This window comes from Paracoccus alkanivorans (assembly GCF_003697785.1).
GTDB lineage: Bacteria > Pseudomonadota > Alphaproteobacteria > Rhodobacterales > Rhodobacteraceae > Paracoccus > Paracoccus alkanivorans.
The window spans coordinates 19,014-43,784 of the sequence record NZ_QOKZ01000001.1; the positions used below are offsets into that span (position 1 = coordinate 19,014).

At 57.7% G+C, this 24,771-nt stretch carries 19 protein-coding genes and 2 pseudogenes; 10 read left to right on the forward strand and 11 right to left on the reverse strand.

All coding sequences use genetic code 11. From position 1 onward, the window contains the following. Window positions 1-56: 56 nt before the first annotated feature. From aztA to C9E81_RS00115, 5 genes and pseudogenes are all read left to right on the forward strand, one after another. Window positions 57-839 carry a zinc ABC transporter ATP-binding protein AztA gene (gene aztA, locus C9E81_RS00095; protein ID WP_122110304.1) on the forward strand — a complete coding sequence of 261 codons (783 nt, stop codon included), beginning with the start codon at window positions 57-59 and terminating at the stop codon, window positions 837-839. Beyond that, window positions 836-1,711: a zinc ABC transporter permease AztB gene (gene aztB / locus C9E81_RS00100; RefSeq protein WP_122110305.1), complete on the forward strand. Its 876-nt coding sequence runs from the start codon at window positions 836-838 to the stop codon at window positions 1,709-1,711. The genes aztA and aztB overlap by 4 nt, the downstream gene beginning before the upstream one ends. 10 nt (window positions 1,712-1,721) lie before the next feature. Next, the gene (aztC, locus tag C9E81_RS00105; RefSeq protein WP_122110306.1) at window positions 1,722-2,657 is read left to right on the forward strand and encodes a zinc ABC transporter substrate-binding protein AztC; all 936 of its coding nucleotides are present in this window, start codon (window positions 1,722-1,724) and stop codon (window positions 2,655-2,657) included. A 1,189-nt stretch (window positions 2,658-3,846) separates the two neighbouring features. Further along, window positions 3,847-4,533 carry a metal-binding protein ZinT gene (locus C9E81_RS23070; protein WP_425010599.1) on the forward strand — a complete coding sequence of 229 codons (687 nt, stop codon included), beginning with the start codon at window positions 3,847-3,849 and terminating at the stop codon, window positions 4,531-4,533. Between the two features lie 713 nt (window positions 4,534-5,246). Beyond that, window positions 5,247-6,029: pseudogene (locus tag C9E81_RS00115) on the forward strand (inositol monophosphatase family protein); the annotation flags it as partial. Between the two features lie 7 nt (window positions 6,030-6,036). On the opposite strand, the gene C9E81_RS00120 reads toward C9E81_RS00115, so the two are convergent. The 7 genes from C9E81_RS00120 to C9E81_RS00150 form a co-directional block, all read right to left on the reverse strand. Beyond that, window positions 6,037-6,870, reverse strand: a complete 834-nt coding sequence (locus C9E81_RS00120) for an inositol monophosphatase family protein (RefSeq protein ID WP_122110309.1) — start codon at window positions 6,868-6,870, stop codon at window positions 6,037-6,039. After that, entirely contained in the window at window positions 6,867-7,694 is an 828-nt protein-coding gene (locus C9E81_RS00125; RefSeq protein ID WP_122110310.1) for a glycerophosphodiester phosphodiesterase family protein, read from the reverse strand. The genes C9E81_RS00120 and C9E81_RS00125 overlap by 4 nt, the downstream gene beginning before the upstream one ends. Next, entirely contained in the window at window positions 7,691-8,512 is an 822-nt protein-coding gene (locus C9E81_RS00130) for a glycerophosphodiester phosphodiesterase family protein (protein ID WP_208021060.1), read from the reverse strand. The genes C9E81_RS00125 and C9E81_RS00130 overlap by 4 nt, the downstream gene beginning before the upstream one ends. After that, window positions 8,509-9,609 carry an ABC transporter ATP-binding protein gene (locus tag C9E81_RS00135; protein WP_122110312.1) on the reverse strand — a complete coding sequence of 367 codons (1,101 nt, stop codon included), beginning with the start codon at window positions 9,607-9,609 and terminating at the stop codon, window positions 8,509-8,511. Before C9E81_RS00135 ends, C9E81_RS00130 begins: the two co-directional genes overlap by 4 nt. Window positions 9,610-9,611: 2 nt before the next feature. Next, window positions 9,612-10,529 (reverse strand): ABC transporter permease subunit, encoded by a 918-nt coding sequence (locus C9E81_RS00140; protein WP_122110313.1) that lies wholly within the window; start codon window positions 10,527-10,529, stop codon window positions 9,612-9,614. Window positions 10,530-10,532: 3 nt separating this feature from the next. Continuing rightward, window positions 10,533-11,423: a carbohydrate ABC transporter permease gene (locus C9E81_RS00145; protein ID WP_122110314.1), complete on the reverse strand. Its 891-nt coding sequence runs from the start codon at window positions 11,421-11,423 to the stop codon at window positions 10,533-10,535. A 66-nt stretch (window positions 11,424-11,489) separates the two neighbouring features. After that, window positions 11,490-12,797, reverse strand: a complete 1,308-nt coding sequence (locus C9E81_RS00150) for an extracellular solute-binding protein (protein ID WP_122110315.1) — start codon at window positions 12,795-12,797, stop codon at window positions 11,490-11,492. Between the two features lie 180 nt (window positions 12,798-12,977). On the opposite strand from C9E81_RS00150, the gene C9E81_RS00155 reads away from it, so the two are divergent. The 3 genes from C9E81_RS00155 to C9E81_RS23190 all read left to right on the forward strand — a co-directional run bounded on the left by C9E81_RS00155 (window position 12,978) and on the right by C9E81_RS23190 (window position 15,539). Beyond that, complete coding sequence (locus C9E81_RS00155; protein ID WP_122110316.1) at window positions 12,978-14,132, forward strand: ROK family transcriptional regulator; 1,155 nt, start codon at window positions 12,978-12,980, stop codon at window positions 14,130-14,132. A gap of 207 nt (window positions 14,133-14,339) precedes the next feature. After that, window positions 14,340-14,885, forward strand: a complete 546-nt coding sequence (locus tag C9E81_RS23185; protein WP_243698440.1) for a hypothetical protein — start codon at window positions 14,340-14,342, stop codon at window positions 14,883-14,885. A 3-nt stretch (window positions 14,886-14,888) separates the two neighbouring features. Beyond that, the gene (locus tag C9E81_RS23190; RefSeq protein WP_279432693.1) at window positions 14,889-15,539 is read left to right on the forward strand and encodes a tyrosine-type recombinase/integrase; all 651 of its coding nucleotides are present in this window, start codon (window positions 14,889-14,891) and stop codon (window positions 15,537-15,539) included. A gap of 398 nt (window positions 15,540-15,937) precedes the next feature. On the opposite strand, the pseudogene C9E81_RS23605 reads toward C9E81_RS23190, so the two are convergent. From C9E81_RS23605 to katE, 4 genes and pseudogenes are all read right to left on the reverse strand, one after another. Further along, a pseudogene (locus C9E81_RS23605) lies at window positions 15,938-16,066 on the reverse strand (transposase domain-containing protein); the annotation flags it as partial. A gap of 74 nt (window positions 16,067-16,140) precedes the next feature. Further along, on the reverse strand, window positions 16,141-18,588 hold the full coding sequence (locus C9E81_RS00170) for an AI-2E family transporter (protein ID WP_122110317.1): 2,448 nt from the start codon (window positions 18,586-18,588) through the stop codon (window positions 16,141-16,143). Between the two features lie 90 nt (window positions 18,589-18,678). Next, a complete protein-coding gene (locus C9E81_RS00175; RefSeq protein ID WP_341802622.1) occupies window positions 18,679-20,295 on the reverse strand; it encodes an FAD-NAD(P)-binding protein in 1,617 nt (538 codons plus the stop codon). A 132-nt stretch (window positions 20,296-20,427) separates the two neighbouring features. Continuing rightward, entirely contained in the window at window positions 20,428-22,551 is a 2,124-nt protein-coding gene (gene katE / locus C9E81_RS00180; RefSeq protein ID WP_122110319.1) for a catalase, read from the reverse strand. Window positions 22,552-22,812: 261 nt separating this feature from the next. Here katE and C9E81_RS00185 point away from each other — a divergent pair, with 261 nt between their 5' ends. Both C9E81_RS00185 and C9E81_RS00190 read left to right on the forward strand, forming a co-directional pair. Then, window positions 22,813-22,995, forward strand: coding sequence for a CsbD family protein (locus C9E81_RS00185; protein WP_122110320.1), 183 nt, complete (start codon window positions 22,813-22,815; stop codon window positions 22,993-22,995). Between the two features lie 216 nt (window positions 22,996-23,211). Beyond that, on the forward strand, window positions 23,212-24,747 hold the full coding sequence (locus tag C9E81_RS00190) for a helix-turn-helix transcriptional regulator (RefSeq protein WP_122110321.1): 1,536 nt from the start codon (window positions 23,212-23,214) through the stop codon (window positions 24,745-24,747). Window positions 24,748-24,771: the final 24 nt, after the last annotated feature.

Genomic DNA, 24,771 nt, shown 5'->3' on the forward strand with positions numbered 1-24,771 from the left:
AACGTGAAATGTGATAACATCACATAATTGATTCCTCAAAACACCGATGCCTTCATATGAATGACGCCTGCATAACATTTTCCAATCTGACCCTGGGCTATGACAGCCATCCAGCCGTTCATCACCTCGATGGCGTAGTGGAAAAGGGTACGCTTCTGGCAATTGTCGGAGGCAATGGCTCGGGTAAGTCCACATTGATGAAAGGTATTATCGGCATGCTCCGGCCATTGGGCGGGGCGTGCACGGTTGCCCCCGATGCGCGCATCGCCTATCTGCCTCAGCAGTCAGAACTTGATCGGTCGTTCCCTGCACAGGTACGCGATTTGGTCTCGCTCGGCCTCTGGCCCAAGCGCGGCTTGCTCGGACGGCATGGCGCACAGGATCGGGAAACCGTCTTAAATGCCCTCAGGGCCGTCGGGCTCGACGGCTTTAAGCGGCGGCCCATCGACACGCTTTCGGGCGGCCAGTTGCAGCGGGTGCTTTTTGCCCGTGTCCTGGTGCAGGACGCCGAACTGATCCTGCTCGATGAACCGTTTAACGCCATTGATGCTAAAACCGTGACCGACCTTGTCGCATTGATCAAACACTGGCATGGAGAAGGCCGGACCGTTCTGGTCGTGGTCCACGATCTCGATCTGGTGCGGGAGAATTTCCCACAAGCCTTGCTGCTGGCACGCCGCCTCATAGCCTGGGGTGCCGCCCGAGACACTCTCACCCCCGAAAATCTCCTGCGCGCCCGCCGGCTACACGAAGCCTGGGACGAGAATGCGCCTTGGTGCGCGCCCGGAGATGACGTCCACGATGGTGTCTGCGTCGGTCGGCAGGAAGCGGTGCAATGACGGGATTCCATGACATCCTCATCGCGCCCTTCGTTGAATTCGCCTTCATGCAACGTGCGCTGCTGGGCGCCCTGATGCTTTCGGTCAGCGCCGCTCCGGTCGGCGTCTTCCTGATGCTCAGACGGATGAGCTTGACCGGTGATGCCATGGCGCATGCGATCCTGCCCGGGGCAGCAGCCGGCTTTCTGCTTTATGGCCTCGAGATTGTGCCGATGACCCTTGGCGGGCTGATAGCTGGCGTTCTGGTCGCATTGGGCGCCGGCGCGGTTTCACGCCTGACAATCCAGAAGGAAGACGCCTCGATGGCCGCCTTTTACCTGATCTCGCTTGCAGTGGGTGTGGTTATGGTGTCCCTGCGCGGCTCGAATATCGATCTCATGCATGTCCTCTTCGGAACGGTCCTGGCGCTCGACAATGATGCCCTGACGCTAATCGGGCTGGTCACCGCAATCACGATTTCGGCCTTGCTGTTCTTCCGGCGCGCGCTCATCGCCGAATGTCTCGACCCGCTCTTCCTGCGCTCGGTTTCAAAACTTGGCTCGCCCGTTCATTTCATCTTTCTCGGGCTCGTCGTCATCAATCTGGTGGCCGGGTTTCAGGCGCTGGGTACGCTTTTGTCGGTGGGGCTGATGATCCTGCCGGCGGCGGCGGCGCGCTTCTGGGCCCAGCGGGTCGAAACCATGTGCCTGCTCGCTATAGGCATTAGTGCGCTCTCGTCAATAGCCGGCCTGCTGCTCTCCTACCACGCTGCGCTGCCCTCTGGACCGGCAATCATTCTTTCCGCGGGGTTTGCCTATGCGACATCAGTCATCGCGGCGCCGCGCGGGGTTCTGATGACGCGCCTACCGAAGACCGCCCATCGTACTGCTTGAAGGACCTGCTATGACCCTCCGTTGGATCAAACACGCCGTAACTTTTTCTGTCATATCATTAATTACGTTTCCGGCATCGGCGCAGGATGACAAGCTCGCTGTTGTCGCGAGTTTTTCAATCATCGGTGACTTCGCCTACCAGGTAGGTGGCGATCACATTGAACTCGATACGCTCGTCGGACCCGATGGTGACGCGCATGTCTACGAGCCCAAACCCGCCGATGCGATGGCGTTGGCGCGCGCCGACGTCGTTCTCACCAACGGGCTCGAGCTCGAAGGCTTCATGAACCGGCTTGTCACCGCCAGCGGAACCGAGGCCGATATCGTCACGCTGACCGATCATGTCCAAACGCGCGAAGAACCCGGTGGCGGACACTACCATTTTGTCAACGGCGAAGCGATTTTTCATGCCGGTGCCCATGATCCCCATGCCTGGCAGTCCGTGGTCAACGCCAAGATCTATGTCGAGGGGATCCGCGAGGCGTTCTGTGCCGCCGATGCCGATGGATGCGAACAATACGAGGCCAATGCGGAACGCTACCTCGCCGAACTCGACACGCTCGACAGCGAAATCCGCGACAGCATAGCAGCGTTGCCCGAGAGCAATCGAACGGTGGTCGTGGGGCACAGCGCCTTTGGATATTACGAGGCCGAATACGGCATCCGGTTTCTCTCGCCACAAGGCGTTTCGACGGAATCCGAGGCGTCAGCCGCCGATGTGGCAGGGTTGATCCGCCAGATGCGCGAAGCCAATGCCCGCGGCATCTTTGCCGAGAACATTTCAGACTCCCGGCTGGTCGAACAGATCGCCCGCGAAGCGGGGATTGATGTTGCCGGTGTGCTCTATTCCGACGCCCTATCTCCGGCCGGTGGCCCAGCGCCCGACTACCTCACCATGATGCGTCACAACACCCATGCTATCACCTCGGCTTTGGCCAGCGACTGACATGGTCCACCCAGCCCAAAGCGTCGTCGTTCGACACGCTTTTTCTCACCCTCCAACGGAGTAAATCATGCTGCGAAATCTCGCTTACACCACGGCCATTACGCTTGTTTTATCCGGCGGTGCCCTGGCACAGGAACACGACCACAGCCACGAGGACGTTACGCTCTATCGCGTTTTTGTCGGAGATCACGCCGAACCTCACGTCACGGCCTTCGACCTTGGCGATCCGGACAATCGCTGGACTTTTGAAACCACCGGCCAGAACAAACTCTATACCGTGAACAACGGAGCTGCTGTCGTGGCCGTCCAGTCCGATGACGATGCGGTCAGTTTCTTCAACAGCGGTATCTCTCTTCATGCCCATGGCGATCACTCGGACATCGAGATATCCGATCCCGCGGCAATAGAAGAGACCCTGACTGGTCCGCGTCCGTTCCACATGATCGATCATAACGGCAAAGCCGTGATTAACTTCGACCGGGGCGGCTATGCGGAAATCATCGATACGCACGAACTCTCACATGGCGAGTTGGTGACCACGCGGCTGCCGCAAGCGCGAGCGCACCACGGCTATGCTGCGCCGATCGGCGATACCTGGGTGACGAGCGTTGCCTCGGACGCGCCGGTCGAAGGCGATGCGGCCCCCGATCGCATCGGCCTGCAACAGGTCAACGAAGACGGCAGCCCCGTCGGCGAGGTCGAGACCTGCACGGCCATTCACGGGGAAGCCTTCTCGGGCGCCTATCTCGCCACCGGCTGCCAGGAAGGCGTGCTCACCGTCACGGACGGCGAGGACAGGCCGGTCTTTGAGATGCTGCAATACCCGAACGATCTGCCGAACGGTGAAAGCACCGGCACGCTGTTGGGCTCGAAGGCCGTGCAGGTGTTCCTGGGCAATTACGGCGCAGACGGGCTGGTGGTCATCGATCCCGTCGATGAGCCGCATTTCCGCTATATCGAGCTGCCGTTCCGCCGCGTCGATTTCGTGCTCGATTCTGCCAATGCGCGCTTTGGCTATGTGTTGACCGAGGACGGCACCCTGCATCAGATCGATCTGCTGGACGCGGAGGTCGCTCAGAGCGCCAGAGTCACCGAACCCTATTCCATGGACGGCCACTGGAACGATCCGAGGCCGCGTCTCGCCATGGCCGGTGACGAAGTGATCATGAGCGATCCCAATGCGGGCCTTGTGCGCCGGATCTCCAGCGAAACACTTGAAGAAGTGGGCACGATCGAGGTTGAGGGCACACCCTACAATATCGTGGTGGCCGGCGGCAGCGGAGTCGTTCATGGGGCCGAAGGCGAGCATCACGACCATGAACACAGCCACGATCATGACGACGACCAGATCTACCAGGGCTATTTTGACGACGATCAGGTCGAAGAGCGCGCGCTGTCGGACTGGGCCGGAGACTGGCAGTCGGTCTTCCCGTATCTTGAGGATGGGACGCTCGAGCCGGTGATGAAGCACAAGGCCGAGAACGGCGACAAAACTGCCGAAGAGTATCACGAGTATTATGAAGTCGGCTATCAAACCGATGTCGAACGGATCGTCATTGAGGGCGACAGCGTTACCTTCTATGAAAATGGAGAGCCCCTTCAAGCCCGTTATGCCAGTGACGGCTATCAAATCCTGACTTACGAGGCAGGCAATCGCGGTGTGCGTTTCATCTTCGAGAAGATCGATGGCGACGAGGATGCCCCGCAATATATCCAGTTCAGCGATCACGGGATCGCTCCGGCGGCAGCAGATCATTATCACCTTTATTGGGGCGATGATCGTGCCGCCTTGCTTAAGGAGGTGACGAACTGGCCTACCTACTATCCGTCTTCGTCGAGCGCCGATGAGATCGTACGCGATATGATCGCGCACTGAGGGCTCACGTCCTTCCTATAATAGTCTGCGCCCGGCAAGTTGTTGGGCGCTTTCCATCTCCTGCCTCACACGAAGCTTTTCCTGATGCTCGGCTTTCGACAACCTAGGCGCCGCCTTGGGCACCAACGATAGCCATGCTTTTATCGAGCTTGAAATCAGCAGGTTTTGGCATCGAGACCAGAAACGATCTGCTGTCGACCGGCCCGACGATCTCGGCAATTTTTGATGATCCAGACCATGTAGGTGCCTTTTACGAGCATGGCGTCCCGGGGAACTGTCTGTGTTGCGTAGATTATAGTATTGGCAGCTTCATGCATCTTCGCTTTCTTATGCCTACGTGATGGCATTTCGTTCTCCGATGGCGGTTGCAGTTTGAGAGGTTCACATGGCTCGGGTATAGCGCGACAGATAAGATGAGAATCCAGCGACAAGCAAAGTGAGAATCCCAGGACCATTCAGTTCCATTCGCAGCGCGGCTGATGGAACTGCTGGTCTGCGATGATGTTAGTTGGGGCGTCGATTTTGTAACCGATCGCGGACTTACAGTCGTACAGCTTGATTCCATCAAATGAGGGAGAGCCGGAGGGATGAATTCATCAGTCACGGCATGTGATAGTGATGCGTAACAGGAAGGGATTTTGTGGAATATTCGAACAGAACGTTACCTAGCATGATAACGATTAAGGCATGCGTCGAGGAAATCGCGCAGCGCCGGTAGGATTGCGCTCTCCCATTTTCGATCACTGGCAAGCCTGCCGGTCGAATGGAAGGGACATCTCGATCCTGTGACCACGGCGGACAAGGACGTTGAATCATTCGTGATTACGAGTTTGCGCGAAGCGTTTCCGAACGATGGAATCTATGGTGAAGAAGGCGGCAACGTCACCGGCACCTCAGGGCTGGTTTGGGTCATCGATCCAATCGACGGGACTTTCAATTTCGTGCGCGGCGGTCAGAACTGGGCAATTTCGATCGGTCTGTACGATAACCGTCGGCCGATATTTGGGGTGATCTACGCCCCTGTTCGTAACCTCATGTTCACCGGTGGGACGACGGTCGAGACACAGCTAAACGGCAAACCGGTGCCATCTCTGCCCCCGCTCGATCTATCGCGGGCATCGGTGGGGATCGGCCTGCATCCCTCTGTTGTCACCAAAGATCGCATAGAGATGATCCGTTATATATCAGACGAATTGCGCTTCACATTTCGTTGCTGTGGGTCAACAACTCTCTCTCTGATTGAGGTTGCGCTGGGCGAAACTGACGGCTACGTGGCCTTGGGAGATTCAACCTGGGACGTGATGGCGGGTCTCCTCATCCTCAGCAGTCTCGGGATCTCACATACCATCGACTGGGATCATGTCGATCTGCAGGAAAAACTCCGGTTTGCATGTGGAAGCGATACATTTCTGGAAATGCTACGCCCCCTTCTTGTGAAAGTCGGGGACAGTGCCAAATCATATGGGGAGCATTTTTCGAGATATCCCCATCAATAAGTCAGCGTTAGTACTCGCCTCCGAGATTGATGGCGAGACGCTCCCAGCTTTGCACGTCCGGCGCTAGCAGAAGATGTCCGCTGTGGATCGTCGGCGCATAGGGCGTGCCGTCCAGCAATGCGGCATGGCCGCCGGCCTCGGAATGGATCAGTACGCCGGCCGCATGATCCCATGGCATCAATCTGGCTGTCAGGCAGAAATGCATCGCACCGGTGGCCAGCAGGCGATATTCAAAGGCCGAACAGCGCCAGTTCGTGACCTGCTGAAACCTGGTCAAGCGGGGCGAAAGATTGGCCTGCATTGCTGGCGGCATCATATTCAGGGCCATGAAACCGGCCATCTGTTCAATCGGGCGAGTCGCGGCAACGGAAAGGCGGGTTCGGCTGCCGTCATTTGCGACATGCCAAGCTCCTTTCCCCACCCGTGCGAGAACGAAATCCCCGGTCACCGGGTAATGGATCAGGCCGGCAATGGTCATGCCATTTGCGACCAGAGCGAGCATGGAGCCGAAAACCGGAATGCCATGCGCAAAGTTCCAGGTTCCGTCCACCGGATCGATCAGCGCCGCCAGTTCCGCGTCGCGCAGGTGCGAGAGGATCGACGCATCCTCGGCGACCGCCTCCTCGCCTACCAGAGCGATGCCGGGCAGGCGTGCGACCAGAGCTTCGCCCAAAGCCTGCTCGGCACAAAGATCGGCATCGGTCACGAGATCGTCCGGCGCGGATTTGCTGCGCGCGCTTTCCGACATGATGGCATGAAACCGGGGCATGATTTCGCGCTTTGCCACAGCACGCATATCGGTCATCAACCCGTCCAGCAGAGTGTCATCGACCAGGTTCATTGCCTCCGTCCTTTCAGGTAGGTCTTCAGCGCTTCAGGTTGATCGGTCTGGATACAGCTAATGCCCGCATCGACAAGACGTCCCCAAATGCGGTCAGGATCCTGCAATGCGGTCGTATCGGTCCAGCCTCCGCTATTGGCCTGATCCAGCGTATTTTTCCACAATGCCATACCCGCCGCGCGGAAATGGTCGCGATTGGCCGCGATGGTGTCAAGCTGATCGAACCGAATTTCGGCCATGAATGGTGCCAGCGGCGCCATAAGCGCCAGCTTGTCCTGAATATTCTCTGCGGTAAAACGCGCCATCGCCATGAAAGCGATCCCATCGATGTCTTGCGCTCGTACCCAGTCCAGATCGGTCTGAGTTGCGATTTCGGTCTTCAGATCGATATGATCAGCCGCGTCCAATCGACGCGCGGCAGCGGCTACCTGGGGAAACAGGCTGCGGTCCTTCAGGTCCAGGTCGGCGAAAATACGGCCGCGGATCAGTTCCAGTGCCTCGTCCAGGGTCGGGATCCGCTGATCGGTTACCTCCTGATGCTCGCCACCGTTACCCTGCCGCAGACGCAAAGATCGCAATTCAGCCATCGTGCAGCTTTCGGCCTCACGATCAAGCCCAGCCATGCGGGAAAGCGTAGCGTCATGCATCAGGAACAATACACCATCGGCACTTTGCCGTATGTCCAATTCGACAATATCGATACCAAGATCAATCGCGCGCTGGATTGCTGCAAGGCTGTTTTCAGGTGCGCCATGCCAGGCACCACGATGTGCGACAACAGCGCAATCGCGCCCTGGATCGCGGATGAAATCCCTATAGCTCATGATTTGTCCCTGGTTTGACGAATTGTGAGAAAATGTTGCAGGGCAGCAGCTTCATCGGTCTGGATCAAGCCGACGCCGGCATCCAGAAGCCGGCCCCATACCGCCTCCGGGTCAAGCATGGCCGCACCGTCGCCAAACCCGGCGCAGGCAACGGTATCGAGCGTGTTGACCATGAGCGCGATTCCGGCCCGCCTTGCTTGCGGGGCAAACATCGCGACTTGTTCGAGACTGCTGAAACGCAGTTCGCATATCGGTGGAGCCAGCGCGAAGAGGCGATTCAGCTGCGCGTGAACATCGGAAGCGTCCAGCCAGATACGGGCGATCTTTGTCATGCCAGGCGGCACCATTTCGCGGAACCAGGCCAGATCGCGGTCGGAACGCAGATCACCCCAGATATCGACCTGCTCCGCCATTCCCAGATCGGTCGCACAAGCAATGATATCCGGGAGAGCCGAGCGGTCCTTTGCATCCAGATGAACCAGTATCCGTCCCCGGCACAGTGACAACGCATCGCCAAGCGAAGGAACGGTTTCCGTGCTTGGCAGATCCGGGCGCTTCAGCAGCGGCAGATGGGTCAGATCGCTTTTCACAAGTTCGTCGACTGCCAGCGCAATGCCGGACGTGCGTAACAACGTCTCATCATGCATGAGAACCAACACGCCGTCCCTGGTGCGACGAATGTCGATTTCAACCACGTCATGCCCGTCACGAATGGCTTGCTCAATGGCAGCAAGGCTGTTCTCGGGGGCATCCTGCCAGATGCCGCGATGAGCAATGACAAGACAGTCTCGCGCTGTGAGCCGTTCCAGATAAGTCAATTCGCATATTCCAAATGAAAATCCGCCTCGATACGCCGCCCCTCGACATCGAAGAGATGCAGGCATTCCCGAGGGAAATGCAGATGCAGGTCGCTTTGCTGCGGTTCCGCCGACCCAAAAGGCAGAGCGATGCGCAGATCCACCAGATCGAACGCCGCAGTCAGGATCATATGAGACCCCAGATCCTCCCGGTGGCGCAGTTGGGCCCGGATCGGACCATGGCGATCAAGGACGATACTCTCCGGGCGGATGCCAAGCAGAAATTCGCCTTTCAACGGGCTGGCGGCGAACACCTTACCGTTGCCGAACCGCAATGCCCTCCCATCGCCCGAAACGGGCAGGATGTTCATCGGCGGAGCGCCGATGAACTTCGCCACGAAGATTGAGGCGGGGCGAGAATAGATCGTCTTCGGTGTGTCGAACTGCTCGACCCGACCCTTGTTCAGAATCAGGATGCGGTCTGCCAGCGTCATCGCCTCGACCTGGTCATGCGTGACAAAGATGCTGGTCGCGCCGATACGGTGATGCAACTCGGCCAGTTCCAGCCGCATGTCCTGGCGCAACTGTGCGTCCAGATTCGACAGCGGCTCGTCGAATAGCAACACGCCCGGTTCGCGAATGATGGCACGGCCGATCGCCACACGCTGACGCTGCCCACCGGAAAGCTGTCCGGGCTTGCGGTGCAGGAAATCCGCCAGCCCAAGCATCCGGGCCACCGCCTTGACCCGCGCGTCGCGTTCCGCCCGTTGTATACCGGCCACCCGCAGGCTGTAGCCGATATTCTGAGCCACGGTCATATGCGGGTAAAGCGCATAGTTCTGAAACACCATGGCGAGGCCACGCTCCTTGGGTTCCAGATCCTGCACCTCGCGCCCGCCGATGGAGATCGTGCCGCCGGTGACACGCTCAAGCCCGGCGATCATCTGCAGCAATGTCGACTTGCCGCAACCCGAAGGGCCGAGAATGACGGTGAACTCGCCCGCGCGCATTTCGATATCCATCGGCGGGATGGTGACGGCTTTCGCATCGTAGGATTTTGTTACACCCGACAGGCGGATACCTTGCGCTTCGGCATGGATGGGGTCGATCGCATTCATTGTCATTTCTCCGTCAGGACGAGGCCGCGGACCAGAAATCGCTGCAAAAGCGCGATCATCAGCAACGGGATCAGCGAGACGATCACCGCACCCGCCATCATCAGCGGGAAATCGGGCATGCGGCCGTCATTGTCGGGCATCAGCCGCGCCAGCCCCACCACGGCGGTTTGCATTTCGGGTGTCGAGGCTCCGACCAATGGCCACAAATACTGAGTCCAACCGCTGAGAAAGGTCAGCACGAACAATGCGGCGACACTGGTGCGCGACAGCGGCAGCAGGATGTCCCAGATGAAGCGCAGGGGGCCCGCGCCATCCATGCGTGCCGCCTTGAACAGATCGCGGGGCAAGGTCAGGAAGAACTGGCGGAACAGGAAAGTGCCCGTGCCGTGCGCAACCAGTGGGACAATCAGGCCGATATGCGTGTCAAGAATGCTTAGTTCCAACTGCACCGGAGCGCCGAAGAATCGGCTGATCAGACTGTTTAACCCAGTGAGGTCGAGGAGTGCATTGACAGGAGACAGGATATTGGCCGCCACCTGATAAGTGGTGATGACGCGGATATCCAAGGGCAGCATGATGGTTGCGAGGATCAGCGCGAAAACCACGCTGGCCCAGCGGATCCGGAACCAGACCAGCGCATAGGCGGTGAGAAAGGACAGAACGCAGGTCAGGGCGGCATTGCCAAGCGCCACGATCAGGCTGTTCGCCATTTGCTGCGGAATTCTCGTTTCAACCCACAGCCGGCGAATGTTGTCGGCCAGGTCGTCACCGGGCAGCCATGTCAGGCCATTCTGCAACGTCTCCTGATAGCTATGGCTGGCAGTGGTCAGGGCCAGATAAAGCGGCCCCAGGATATAGACGATCCCGATTGCCAGGATCACCGAGGCTGCAATATTGATTGAACGGGCGTTTTCGATCATGACTCAACGCTCGTAATTGATGCGACGACCGAGGAAGGCGAACTGGCAACCCGCGAGCAGAACGACGAAGATCATCAGCATCACGGTCTGGGTCGAGGCCCCAGACAGATCATAGCCGCGGAAGCCATCAGCATAGATCTTGTAGACCAGCAGGGTGGTGGCGCCGCCCGGCCCTCCTTTGGTAATCGTATCGATCAGGGCGAAGACCGAGGTGATGCTTTCGGTGAATTCCAGTACCAGCGTGAGGAAGAGCTGCGGTGCGATCAGCGGTAACTGCAGGTCGCGGATACGCCGCCACGGGCCGGCGCCGTCCAGCGCCGCCGCTTGGTACAGCGTATGCGGCACCGCGCGAAGCCCGGCCAGAAGGATCACGAAATTAAAGGGTATCCCGCTCCAGACATGGGCAACGATCAAGGTTATGAAAGCGTCCACCCCGTCGAGTCCCGGTGCCCAGAGGCCGGGAAACCAGTTGTTGAGCGGCGCGAGGATTCCAACGAACGGATTGAAGATAAAGGCAAAGACAACACCGATCGATGCTCCGGCGACTCCTTTTGGCCAGACAAGAACATTGCGGGCGACCGGCGAGAGCCTGATCTGGCGATCCGCGGCAATCGCCAGCACCAATGGCAGGACGACCGCCAAGGCCGAGGCTGTAACCATGAAGATCAATGTGCGCCAGGTTGCGCGCCAGAATTCGGGATCGGCGAGCACGCGCGAGAAATTGTCGAAGCCCACGAATTGCGATCCACCGCCGAAGGGCTGTTCCAGAAAAAATGACCAGTAGAAGGCCTGGATGACCGGCGCGTAGAAAAACAGCAGGATCAGGATCATCAGTGGCAGGACCAGCAAGATAGGCAGCCAGCGATGACCGAAGCGTGCAGAGTCAGAGGTCATGAACAGTTCCGCGACAAAGGAGATGCGCGGGGCGAGCCAGGCCCGCCCCTACGTGACGGCGGCGGATCAGGGGAGTTGCACGTTGCGGTAAGTCTGCTGGAAGCGGCGCAGCAACTCGTTTCCACGTGAGGCGGCATTGTCCAGTGCGATCTGCATGGTCTGGTCGCCGGCCCAGGCCTTTTGCGTTTCCTCCATGAATATCTCGCGGAACTGGACATAGAAGCCCAACCGGATGCCGCGCGTGTCTGGCGTACCCGGCTGATTCATCGATTCAACGCCGATCTTGGCCGTCAGGTACTTCGGACTGTCAGCCTCGCCACTTGCGGTGATGGCATCCAGCGCATCATTCGTGACCGGAACATAGCCCGTGGCTGCGGTGAAGAACATTTGCTGTTCCGGCTGGCGCAGGAAATCGAGGAAAGCCTTGGCCGCCTCGATCTCGGCCTCATCATGACCCTTCATCACATAGATCGAGGCGCCGCCCACGAAAGTATTGTGACGCTCATGCCCTTCATACATCGGAGCCATTGCTGCAGTCAGTTCGTATGTTTCGCCAAACGCCTCCTTGGCGGCCGCATAGCTGCCCGAGGACTGCTCCATCATCGCACATTCACCGGCATTGAAGGCGGCCGTGTAGTCGCCCGCCCTGGTGTCTGTCGCAAGCCGGACCAGCCCCTCCTTGCGCCACTCGACCAGATTGGAGAGATGCTTGGCAGCGAAGGTGGTGTTGAAGGCATATTCGGCATCCAGGCCGTCATAACCATTGTGCTTCGAGGCGATCGGCAGGGCGTGGCGGGCCGAGAACTGTTCGAGCACGCGCCAAGTATCGCCGTCGGTCACGAAGGGGCAGGCATGGCCACTCTCTTTCAGTTTACGCGCGGCGCCAATGATCTCCTCCCAAGTCTCGGGTGTCTCGGTCACGCCGGCTTCTTCAAGCTGCGTCTTGTTGGTGTAGAACAACAGCGTCGAGGAATTGTAGGGTTGGGCGAAGAGCTTGCCGGCCGATGTCTCGTAATAGCTGCGGGCTCCTGCGATATAGCCGTCCCAATCAACCTCGGGCAGGATGTCTTCAACGGGAACGACGGCATCCGACAACATGATATCCAGCGTACCCGCATCGAAGAACTGGATCAGGACCGGGTGACGTTTTGCGCGATAGGCGGCGATCGCCTTTTGCATGCCGACCTCATAGCTGCCCTGGCCTACGCAGGTGATTTGATGATCGCTTTGCGCCGAGTTGAAATCCGCGCATTGCTTCTGGATTGCCTCCTCCACATTGCCGGTATTTCCATACCAGAACTCGATATCTGCCGCTTGGGCTGTCGCTATGCTGAATGTCAGCAGGCCGAGAGCCATCAGAATGGGACGCTTCATGTCATGTCACCTTGGTTGAACATCACGCTTGGACGTGACCATGTGGATTCGAAGCATTATTACACTTTATGTGTGACAATGCGGTGACTAACGCACCAGAATTCCTGGAAACTGTTCTTTTCGATTGCCTTGAGCCCGCCGGGAATTACACAAAGGATGTGACAGTCCGAAGGAGCGGTCATGACTTATTCACCCAACGCGCTGATCGCGCCGCATTTCTTGCGGGCCGCGGATGATGATGTCGTCTCGGGCAATGAGCGAAACCTGCTGCGGGCGATCTGGCTGCATCCGGGCCTGTCGCGATCCGAGTTGACGGCGCTATCGGATCTGTCGCAGCAATCGGTGCACCGTATTCTCGACGCGTTGGCAGAACGCGGCCTGATCATATTCGGTGATCCCAAACAGGGCCTTGGCAGCGGGCAACCAAGCCCGATGCTGTATCTGAACGGAGCCCACGCCTATTGCGTCGGCATCTCGGTCAATAGTGATATCATCGACATCTGCATGATCGACCTGGCGGGCAAGATTCTGGCACAGGACAGTTTCACGCTCTGGCGGCGCCCGATGCGCGAATGTCTCGACCTGATCAGCACTTTCATCGCTAAACGCCAGGCGAAATTACAACTTCATGAGCGCGCCTTTTTCGGCATAGGCCTCGCCATTGCAGGCTTCCATATTGCGGGGACACGCTACAACGCCACGTTACCCCTGCATGAATGGTCCCTGATCGAACTCGGCCCGCTTTTGGCAGAGCATTTCGGCAAGCCGGTCTGGACCATAAACGGCGGCAAATCGGGAGCAATCGCCGAGGCGATGTTTGGCATCGGCCGATACGTCAAGAACTTCGCCTATCTCAGCTTCAATTACGGGTTTGGCGGTGGCCTGATTTGCGACGGCGCACTTCTGGACGGCGGAAACGGGAATGCAGGTGAATTCTCGCAGATGTTTGACGAGGAAGAGGTGCTTCGGCGCCCCGCGCTGCAGCTGCTGATGGAGGCGCTCAAGCGCAACGGAACGACGTTGCCGACGATCAGCATACTCCGCGAAAATTTTGATCCGAACTGGCCGGGATTGGCTGAGTGGGTGGAAGAGGTCACCCCAGCCTATAACCGTCTCGTCAACGCCATCTGGGCCATCTTCGACCCGCAAGCAATCGTATTCGGCGGCGAGGTACCGCCGGAACTGGCAGAAATGCTGATCCGGCGAACAAGGCTTTTCGGCAAACCGCGCTATGGCGTTTCACGGCCGCATCCAAAGCTGATCGTCTCCGAGATCGGCTCTGATGCCGCAGCGATGGGAGCGGCGATCCGGCCGTTCAACCTGACCTTTTACTGAAACGGGCTTCGATAACTATACTGCTACCAGGCACAGCAGGTTACGGAAACCCTACCCCCTCATCTCCGCGGCCAGTCGGCCTCGGCCTAATTGGTGCGACACCGAACATCGCGTTCGACCCTAGTTCTGTATGTTTCCGCTTGCGCCCGTTTTTTTTGGTATGGCTTACAACATTTGCTGTAGCACCGCAGGAAAAGTTGTAGCTTCATGGGTACCATCATCAAGCGTCGCCGAAAAGGTGGCTCCACGGCTTGGCTCGCTCAAATCTCCATCACCAGACAAGGAAAAAGCGTCTGGCGCGAGAACAAGACGTTTGAGCGCCGGTCGGTTGCCTCGGCATGGATCGAAAAGCGGGAAAAGGAGCTCGCGAAACCGGAGGCCCTCCACGAACTTTCCGGCCAGAAGGGGAAGAAGCGCAATCCGACGCTTGCGGACGCCATCGATAAATATATCGAGGAGAGCAAAAGGCAGATTGGCAGATTGGCAGATTGGCAGATTGGCAGATTGGCAGATTGGCAGATTGGCAGAACGAAGGCACAGGTGCTGCGGGCAATCAAGACTTTCGACATAGGCGACAAGAGCTGCTCTGAAATCACGAGCGCCGATATCGTCGGGTTTGCACGGCAAAAGCTTGACTCTGGGGCACAACCGCAAACAGCTGCGAACTACATGTCGCACCTTGGGGCGATCTTCTCAATTGCCCGACCTGCCTGGGGCGGTCTCCTCGATCCGCAAGCGATGGACGACGCCTAGAAGGTGTCCAAGAAGCTCGGGCTTACGCAAAAGAGTAGACAGCGCGATCGTCGCCCAACACTCGAAGAACTCAACCTCCTGATGTGCCACTTCCAAGAAAGATCCCAAAGGCGCCCGACATCAGTGCGCATGCATCGCGTCATCGCATTTGCGATATTCTCTACGAGGCGCCAGGAGGAGATAACGCGTATCACATGGCATGACTTCGACAGGGAAGGCGCTCGTGTACTTGTACGAGACATGAGGAGTCCTGGAGAGAAAATTGGCAACGACATCTGGTGCGATCTGCCGGAACAGGCAGCCGCCATCATTGAGGCAATGCCGGCAGCTTCAGATCGGATATTCCCCTACTCTACGGATGCTATTAGTGCTGCGTTCACCCGTGCCACTCGGCTACTTGAAATCAAGGACCTACACTTTCAAGATCTGCGGCACGATGGCGTCTCGAGACTTTTTGAGCTTGGCCGAAACATTCCTCATGTTGCAGCAGTGTCCGGACACAGATCGTGGGTGTCGCTGAAACGATATACGCACCTTCGCCGAACCGGCGATCGATACGCGGACTGGCGCTGGTTGCCAGAGGTCACGAAACCTGACGCTAGCATTCGTCTCGTTCGACGAGATCGGCCCAGTGCGAGGCATGCCAAGCCATAGTGCTATTCACACTATATGAACCGGCCGCATCAGTGCCTCAGAGGGCGCTTCGCCGGATATGATGGTGGCCGGAGGGCGCTCAAATCTGAACTTGCGGAAGCAAAAAGCCGCCCGGATCGGGCGGCTGACCTGCGCGATCATGGATCGCAAGTTGAGATGGCTGCGGGGGCTCGCAATCATCTCAACATGCGAAGTCCTACAGTCGACCACCCTCTGTTGCTCCAGACGGGATCAGCAGCCCCCGGCGGAACATTTAGCATTTCTGCGCAGGAAACCCGCCAACCTAGCTACCAGCCCATAGAGAGATAGCACATCATCAGCCATGCCGGTAGCTGCTCTTCTTTTGTAAGCGGAAAGAATTGGCCCGTTCAGGCTTTGTAATTCCATGGCATGAGAGCTTAGATATTTGAGCTCGGCCATTGATTGGCGATGCGCTGCAGGGTCTGAGTGAGCCATGCCGCCGGATCGACGTTGTGACTCATCTCCATCTGCAAGACCTCTCCGTTCCTGCCGGAACCAGAAACCCCATCCTGTCGATGTGATGCGGCACCGACAGGAACTGGACAGCGGGTTCCTGTTTCATCGATCTCATAGCACTTCATCATTCAGGCACTCTTTGACCGATGGTCGATGATGTTTCCTCGTCCTGTCCCGCAGGTGCCGGCTCCATCGCCTTTTCGCCCGTGATGACCGAGACCACATCCGCAGCGATGGAACCCAGCAGTTCCAGCTCTTCCTTGGCAAATTTTCGTGGAGAACTGTCCAGCAGGCATAATGCCCCCAGAACCTCACCATCGGCAGTCGTCAGCGGTGCCCCTGCATAGAAACGCGCGCCCCAAAGCCGAACGGCCGGATGATCTGCAAAGCGTGGCTCCCGCTCGGTATCCTCGATCATCAATGTCTCGCCGGATGCCACGACGTGATCGCAGATTGCTTCACTGCGAGGCATGGTGATCCTGTTGGTGCCGTCCCCGGTCAGCTCGCCCGGAAGCTCCGTATTCTGGCCAATGATAACTTCGCGATCGGCGTCGATGGCCGAAATCATTGCCATTTCGACCCGGAATACATTGGCTGCCCGGACAGCCAGCGTATCGAGCTTGGCACGATTATGCCCGTCGAGAACTCCGGTCGCTTCCAGTGTCCGAACCCGCGCCGCATCATTCTCCGGCGTTTCCGCCATTTGCGCCTCAATTGTTTCCTCTGGTCTGAGCAGGAACCGGATCCGTTCCACCGCCTCGTTGACCGAGGTAACAGCCTCATCTGCGCCCACAGCCGCGATCCTGTCGTCCGCAAGCTGTGCATCGGAGGCATTCCACAATGCCAGCACGATCCTGAGTTGCGGCCAACGATGACGCAGGCGGCGGCAGAATGTCCGGCTCGATGCCTCGGCATCCCGGCTGAAATAACTCAGGCAGACAATTTCGATATCTTCCAGGGCAAGCTCGTCCAGGTAGCGCGCTGTCACCGTTCCCGCCGGATGCTTCACCGCCGCGATCTCCGACAATCCCAACGCATGGACTAGCATCTCGCAAGCGGCGCTGTCGATTTCCCATTTGCCGCCGATACAGGCAACCCTGGGCACGGCACCCGGCGTGATGGCAGCCGGATATTCCTCCCGCAGATCGTCCAATACCAGGTCCATGCTATTGGCGATCCGCAGCCGATGCTCTGCGCGGGCATTGCCGTAATAATCCTCACTAGCCCGGCGTAGTATATCGATGCCATGCGCGTTGTAGAATTCAGCCACTCCGCCATCGCCGATCGTGTCATTGACGATGTCCAGCGCCTCATCCGGATCATCGGCGATCAGCCGTTGATAGACACGCGTCGGCACGTCAAGCGCAGGCGCGGAGCCAAGCAGGGTTTCCAGAAACCCGAGGTAGGGAATGTTCCGCCCGATCACCAGCAGGCAGACGGTCAGCGGCGTCGAGAGGATCAGGCCGACCGGCCCCCAGAGCGCCGTCCAGAATGTCGCGGCCGCAATCAACGACATCGCCGACAGCCCGGTGCTGGTGCCGTAAAGCAGCGGCTCGACGATATTGTTGCTGACCAGTTCCAGAAAGACGATCAGGGCGATTGCCCATATCACCATCTCCCAACCGGGATCGACGGCGAAGGCAAGGCTGATCGGGAAAATCGCGGCGAGGATCGGCCCGACATATGGAATGAACCGCATCAGTGCCGCCAATGTCCCCCAAAGGATCCATCCCGGCACCCCGATGACCCATAGACCGAGCGCCATGGGAATGCCGTAGCTGACATTCACCAGAAGCTGCATCAGCAGGTATTTGGATATCCGTGCGCTTGCCTCTTCCAGTGCATCCGTAGAGCGGTAGAGATTTCCACCCAGCAATTGCAGCATTCGATCCCGCAGATCGCCCCGGTCAAGCAGGGCAAGGAACACGAAGACCAAAACGATCCCGGCTGTTGCCAAAGGCGCCAATACCGGACCCAGCCATTCCAAAGCGGCCTCGAAAGGGGCTGTCTGGGGCGGGACGATCCGCACCCTTTCAGGAGGGGGCGCCGTGTCCGTCTCTTCTTCGTCGACCGCTTCGGTCACCTCTTTCTTGACGGTATCGACAGTCTCCATGGCACCGTCGAAAAGGCCCGGCCCCTTCATCTGCTCGGAAAGATCTGAAATCTTCGAGCGGATCGTCGTCTGATATGTCGGCAATTGCGCACTCAGGCTCTGCACCTGGGAGCCCACAAGCAGACCCAGCCCACCCACGAACAGGCCGAGCGTTGCCATCACGGCAATTACCGCCAACACACGCGGGAGGCCGATCCGAACCAGCCGGACGACAAGCGGGCCAAGCGCGAAACTGATCAGGAACGCGATCGCCAACGGGATCAGGACTTCCCGGCCAAGATAAAGACCTGCTATGACCAGTGCGGCAACCGTCAGCCACGCGGCCAGCCTGACGATGTCGGGATATTCACCGCCTTTCGGTATGGAAGTGTCGTTACCAACGGACCCGTCAAAGCGACTATCGGGCTTGCGCTGCATCAGATCGGGCTCCTCCGTGGCCTCCGGCCATATCCAGCACATGGTATGCTTCCCAATGCTGAATATGCCGAAATGAACTGTAATCTACGCAATAATCCATGCATATGCGGAGATTGACTATCTATCGCCCGATCAGGCTGCCAGAAACGGCAGATATCTGCGGATGCCCGATGCCGGGCGGCCTATGGCTTTCGCGATGACGCTCCCGATTTCCGCACTGGCGGTGATCCCCTGTATGAAAGGCTGATCGTGCATCAGATACGGGATAGAGCCAAACGCCACCCGCCCCTTTGCCTCATCAGGTGACATGAGGGTATAATTGTCGCCGACATTCGGGACCTCATCTCCCGCAGTCTTCAGTTGCTCACGCAAGGTCGGAAACGGCAGGTCGGCTGTCGCGAGCGGCTTTTGCCCACGGGCATCAATGAAAATATCAAACTGATACTGCTCTCCATTACATTGAATATCCGTATGGCCGCTTTCGACATTCATCTCGTAATCGTTCCCCAGCTCAAGCAACCCCACTATTCCAGCCGTTCGCAAGGCCAGAAGCCGGCGGATGGACTCTGACGGAATCGCCGCATAATTATCAATGAACACACGGCCGAGGCCTGCATCAAATCTCTCGCGGTCCCGATCATCGAGATGAGGGACGACATCCTGCACCGCCTCGTGAAGCCGCAGGATGGCATAACGCCATGGCACCGTATGCCTGTCGCGCTTGTTCCGTTCGACCTCTCGCAGGTTGTATTCCGCCCAGCGAAACGGATCATGTCTTTCCCGATCCGCGAAATAGGCGTCCGCAAAGCTGTCCGCGTCCAGCTTACCGAGTCTCACACGCTCGCTCCAGGCGGGATCGGCCTCCCTTATTTCCTGGGAAACAAGTGCGAATATCCGATCGAGCAGTCCTTCCGGCCCCGAAGCTATCTCCTTCTCGATCGCGCTCTTGGTTGCAACTTGCAGAGGTGCATAGGGAATAGGGCAATAGAAATCCGCCTCCGGCAATATCCCCGAGCGTGACATGAGCGTGACGGTTAAATCATCGCTTCCGTCATCCAGCTCAAAGCGCAGGGTTTCGTCTTCGGCTTCGGCGAATTGCCCATGCTGCCCCACGACCGCCATTGCCGCATCAATACCGCTGAGAGACGTGCCCATGATGCCAACCTTACAGGGCCTGATCCTGGCCTCCACCAGACCGGACCATGGGCTCGGGAAAAATGAACGGGTCGCCTCGTCCTCATCAGGCCAGACATGTCCGGTGGCGATGACGATAAAGTCGAACAAAGCCGGTTCGGCATCGCCCTCTGCCCATAGCCTCACACCATCCGAAGCGGCCTCCAGGTCAGCGACACGGCACGCCTCGCGCACCTCCACCTCGAAACCACGATCCGGAGCCAGCTCCAGGAGCCCCAGAAACTGGGATCTGAAATATTCTCCAAGCAGGATACGCGGCAGAAACTGCCGGTCATGGAGGGTAGATTTGTCAACCCCGTACCGGGCAAGCCAGTCCTCGCTCTGATCCCGCAGCCAGTCGAGATAGGTGGAAGTGATCGGTGGGATCTCGATGCTGGCGATATTCGCCAGCATCAAATGGCTGTTCTCATCCTCGCTGTAAGGCATGCCGACGCCGGCCTCGTCAGCCTGCTCGTATATCGTGACTGAAAGGGGCGCCTGTCCGCTGAGCAGCGAGAGAAACGTATAAATCCCGGTGGGCCCCGCCCCGATGATTGCAACTTTCTTCATAGGCATTCACCATAATATCCCAGCATCTAATTTTCTCGGATCTAACGCCGAAGCCGGGCCAACGACGCGCATCGGATCCGTAATTATATTATGATCGGGCACGGTACCCGTCGGCCATCTTTTCGCGGCCGCTGCGGATCAGAGCTTAACCTTCTCTTCCCGCTCCCAAATTCTCAATTGCCGGCATGCATCGACAAAATTTGCAGCCGAAGCAGGACTGTCAAGCGGAACAACCCCCTTGTCAGCCTTCGGCTCGACACCGGCAGCAGAGAGCAGTTCGGCCGCGCCTTCGGTAAATCCGATAAACTTGCAATGGTGAAAGGCATCCGACACGAAATCGAGTGCCGTCGCCTCTTGCGACAGGCGCTTCGCGGCATTTTTCGTAAGAACGATCGCCACGGCATCGAACAGAACGGACGGTCCGCCATCGACCATATGGTCTGCCGGCATCTTTTCACCATCGGAACTCTCGATCCCACCAATCGCCGGGGCGATCAGTTCCATCGCCGCGCCTTCCTTCTTGAGCGCCTGCTGAAGCTTCTTCAGCACAGTTGCGTCCGAGCCGTCATCGACGAGCACCCCAAGCTTTCGTCCGGCGAAACTCTTCGGGCCATTTTCGATGATGCTCAAAGCAGGGGATGGTTCGAGATCGTCTCGGGGCGGCACGGCGGCATCGGCCGCTTTCGGCAGTTTCCCCATGCCCAGCTTTGAAGCTACGGTCTTGGCCAGGTCCTGGTCGATATTGCGCAGATGCGAGACCATGCGCTCACGGATCGCCAGCGTCTCGACCTTGGACAATTCGAAGGTCAGTGCCATGGCGATATGGTTCTGCTCGACCGGCGTCTGGCTTTGGTAGAACTGCCTTGCCTGGCTGTAATGATCGGCAAAACTTTCGGGCCGCAATCGCGCCTTCGGACCGGACTCGTCCCCGGGATAAGAACGGAAGCCACGTTTTGGGTCCGGCCGAGGGCCGAGGCCCCATGAATTCGGCTGGTAATTCGCCCGTCCAACGGGATTGCTCATCGCCATATGCCCGTCCTGCTGGAAATGATGGAATGGGCATTTGGGCGCATTGATTGGAATATGCGTGAAATTGGGGCTCCCGAGACGCTTCAACTGGGTGTCGAGATAGGAGAAGTTCCGTCCCTGCAGCAAGGGGTCATCGGAGAAATCAATTCCCGGCGGGACGTTCTGGGTCATGAAGGCGACCTGCTCGGTCTCTGCGAAGAAATTATCCGGCATGCGGTCCAGAACGAGCCGGCCCACGGAAACCGGTTTGATGATCTCTTCGGGGATCAGCTTTGTCGGGTCCAGCACGTCGAAATCGAAACTGTCGGCGAAATCGTGGTCAAATATCTGCACGCAGAGTTCCCATTCGGGATAATTTCCTGCCTGGACCGCATCCCACATATCCCGCCTGTGAAAATCCGGATCCGCGCCGTTGATCTTGACGGCTTCATTCCAGACCACGGATTGCAAACCAAGCTTGGGCTTCCAGATGAACTTCACGAAAGATGATTTGTCATTGCCATTCACCAGCCGGAAGGTGTGGACGCCAAATCCCTCCATGAAGCGGAAAGACCGGGGTATGGCTCGATCGGACATGATCCACATGACCATGTGCATGGCTTCCGGCGTCAGGCTGATGAAATCCCAGAAATTGTCATGGGCAGATTGCGCTTGCGGAAAGGCGCGGTCGGGCTCCTCCTTCACCGCGTGGACAAGATCCGGAAAACGCATGGCATCCTGGATGAAGAACACCGGCATGTTGTTACCGACAAGATCCCAATTGCCTTCTTTCGTGTATAGCTTGACGGCAAAACCGCGTACATCGCGGGCAAGATCAAACGACCCTTTCGCGCCGGCGACAGTGGAGAACCGGACGAAAACCGGCGTCTTCTCGCCAACACGCTGAAAGAGATCAGCCCGCGTGTACTCCTTGAGAGACCGCGTCGTCTCAAAATATCCATGCACACCATAGCCGCGCGCATGCACGACGCGCTCGGGAATGCGCTCGTGATCGAAATGGAAAATCTTTTCGCGGAAATGGAAGTCTTCGATAAGGGTCGGTCCGGGTGCACCAGCCTTCAGGCTGTTCAGATCATCTGCGACAGGCCCGCCTTGCGCCGTCGTCATGACCGGACTGTCCTTCCCCGCTATCTGGTGGAAATCGCCGCCTTGACCCCGGGCAAGCTTTTGATCGTGAACGGTTGCTTTCCGGAAGGTCAACTGTGAAGGCTTCGAGGATTTGGATTTGGGCATAATGATCACCCTGAATCAGTTGGCAATTGAGACAGTTGATGAAAACCAGATTTACTCTTCACCCATGACAGTTACGCAAACGAAAAGCGACTAGTCCTGATGACATATATTCGCACGACATCCGAAACCTCACTAGATGCATTTGCATCATATTATCTGGTGCAGGTGCATCTTTCCTGATTTGATCACCGCCTTACCCTGACACTGTTTCTCGGGGAGCTATTCTCCGCGAGTCGGAACAGTCTGTTATGGAGAGGCATCATGGACAAGGATCGTATTGAAGGCACCGCAAAGCAGGTGAAAGGTAAAATCAAGGAAGACATTGGAAAGGTCACCGGAAATGCCGAGACAGAGGCGGAAGGTAAGGCTGAACAGGCAGTCGGCAAGACCCAAGACACCGTCGGAAAGCTGAAGGATGCTGCGCGGGACGCGCTGAAAAAGTGAACGCCAAACGAGAGGGCGCGACGCGCGCGCCCTCTCTTCCGCTTCAGATTGCCAACCCTCCCGGTTCCACTGAACACATCTCGGAGAAGAGGCAAATGCGGACCGTCATCAGCTTCTCACCCCAAAGCAAGACTTCAGCTTTCAGTTGCGCTTATTGCCTCGCTTCAACTTCGAGCGCTATATCTCGACCCGTCATCGAGGAGGCAAGCATTGACGATGGACGAGGTTCCGAACGAGGCGGTGCTGCAACGGCAGGTGAATCGCAGTCAGTTGCAGGAAATCATTGCCGGTCTTGGTGAAGGCGTTCTGCTGATCGATTCAGACGACAGGATTGTTTGGGCCAATGAGCAGGCCCTTGCACTTCACAATGTGTCAGATCTCAGCCAACTTGGAATATCGGCTTCCGGATATCGTCGGCAATTTCTGCTCCGATATCGCAATCATCACAAACTCAAAGAAAACCAGTATCCGATCGACCGCCTTCTGAATGGTGAAACCTTCGAAGATGTCATCGTCGAAGTAACGAAAAATTCTCCCGGTGACGGGGAAGATCCTCTATGTGGAATCCACAGCCTGCGCGGTGTCATTTTGCGAGATCACGGCGGCAATCCGGAATCATATGCGCTTGTGATCGAAGATCTGACGGAACAGTTCACTGCAGAAGAGCGCTTCGAACGGACCTTCGCCAGCAACCCTGCTCCCGCTGCCATCTGTAAACTCTCCGATCTGCGCTATATCAAGGTCAACCAGGGCTTTCTGGAGCTCAGCGGATATGATCGCGAAGACGTTCTTGGCCGCACTATTTACGAAATCGACATTCTCGAAAACGCCGCTTCGAAAGGTGAAGCGATCGCAGCATTGCGCGAAGGGCAAACGATCCCGCAGACCGAGGCGACGTTGCGGCTATCCGACGGAGACTCCAAACTCGTCATCGTTGCAGGTCAACCAATCGAAGTCAGTGAAGAGCCATGCATGCTGTTCACATTCATGGATCTGGAACCCCGCAGAAAAGCCGAGGACGCGTTGCGTCAAAGTGAAGAGCGTTTCGCGCGCTCATTTCGATTAACTCCGACCCCAACCGTTCTTTTTTCCCGCGATGATTTCAGGGTACTCGACGTAAACGACGCCTTTGCCGCTCTGGTGGGCCTCACCTCGGCAGAAATCGTTGATAACCGACTACCGGAACTTCCGGTTTGGATATCGACAGCCTCACGACGTCATGTCGAACGGAAAATTACGGAGCTCCGCAGCTTTAACGACCTTGAATTCCAGCTGAAGACCAGACTCGATGCAACGCTGGATTGCCTCGTCTCAGCAGAAACGTTGGTATTACGCGGGAAGGAATGTGTTCTCATGGTCATCCAGGATATTACCGAACGCAAACGTTCCGAAACCGAGCTGATCGCAGCAATTGAAGCCGTCATGAAGGACGCCTCCTGGTTCAGCCGATCGATTCTGGACAAACTCGCCAATATTCGGCACACGGGATCAGTCGACACTCCAGCGCCGGAACTCTCCGATTTTACACCGCGCGAATTGGAGATACTCGGTCTTATGTGCCAGGGTCTGAACGACACCAGAATCGCCGAAGCGCTCAAGCTCAGCCGCAATACGGTGCGTAATCACACAGCGCGCATCTATAGCAAAGCCGAGGTGCATAGCCGCGCTGCCGCAATCGTTTGGGCTCGAGAGCGGGGCTTCACCGGTGCATCGGTCGATGACAAGGTTCGCTTCCCGGGTTCCCCCACATGAGCACCCAGAACGAGCATCTGGCAT

Coding starts and splice junctions, on each gene's coding strand:
- C9E81_RS00185 (WP_122110320.1), top strand. CDS start 22,813: ATGGACAAGGATCGTATTGAAGGCACCGCAAAGCAGGTGAAAGGTAAA.
- C9E81_RS00135 (WP_122110312.1), bottom strand. CDS start 9,609: ATGAATGCGATCGACCCCATCCATGCCGAAGCGCAAGGTATCCGCCTG.
- katE (WP_122110319.1), bottom strand. CDS start 22,551: ATGCCCAAATCCAAATCCTCGAAGCCTTCACAGTTGACCTTCCGGAAA.
- C9E81_RS23185 (WP_243698440.1), top strand. CDS start 14,340: ATGGGTACCATCATCAAGCGTCGCCGAAAAGGTGGCTCCACGGCTTGG.
- aztB (WP_122110305.1), top strand. CDS start 836: ATGACGGGATTCCATGACATCCTCATCGCGCCCTTCGTTGAATTCGCC.
- C9E81_RS00150 (WP_122110315.1), bottom strand. CDS start 12,797: ATGAAGCGTCCCATTCTGATGGCTCTCGGCCTGCTGACATTCAGCATA.
- C9E81_RS00145 (WP_122110314.1), bottom strand. CDS start 11,423: ATGACCTCTGACTCTGCACGCTTCGGTCATCGCTGGCTGCCTATCTTG.
- C9E81_RS00175 (WP_341802622.1), bottom strand. CDS start 20,295: ATGCCTATGAAGAAAGTTGCAATCATCGGGGCGGGGCCCACCGGGATT.
- C9E81_RS00170 (WP_122110317.1), bottom strand. CDS start 18,588: ATGTGCTGGATATGGCCGGAGGCCACGGAGGAGCCCGATCTGATGCAG.
- aztC (WP_122110306.1), top strand. CDS start 1,722: ATGACCCTCCGTTGGATCAAACACGCCGTAACTTTTTCTGTCATATCA.
- C9E81_RS00120 (WP_122110309.1), bottom strand. CDS start 6,870: ATGAACCTGGTCGATGACACTCTGCTGGACGGGTTGATGACCGATATG.
- C9E81_RS00125 (WP_122110310.1), bottom strand. CDS start 7,694: ATGAGCTATAGGGATTTCATCCGCGATCCAGGGCGCGATTGCGCTGTT.
- C9E81_RS00155 (WP_122110316.1), top strand. CDS start 12,978: ATGACTTATTCACCCAACGCGCTGATCGCGCCGCATTTCTTGCGGGCC.
- aztA (WP_122110304.1), top strand. CDS start 57: ATGAATGACGCCTGCATAACATTTTCCAATCTGACCCTGGGCTATGAC.
- C9E81_RS00140 (WP_122110313.1), bottom strand. CDS start 10,529: ATGATCGAAAACGCCCGTTCAATCAATATTGCAGCCTCGGTGATCCTG.
- C9E81_RS00190 (WP_122110321.1), top strand. CDS start 23,212: ATGGACGAGGTTCCGAACGAGGCGGTGCTGCAACGGCAGGTGAATCGC.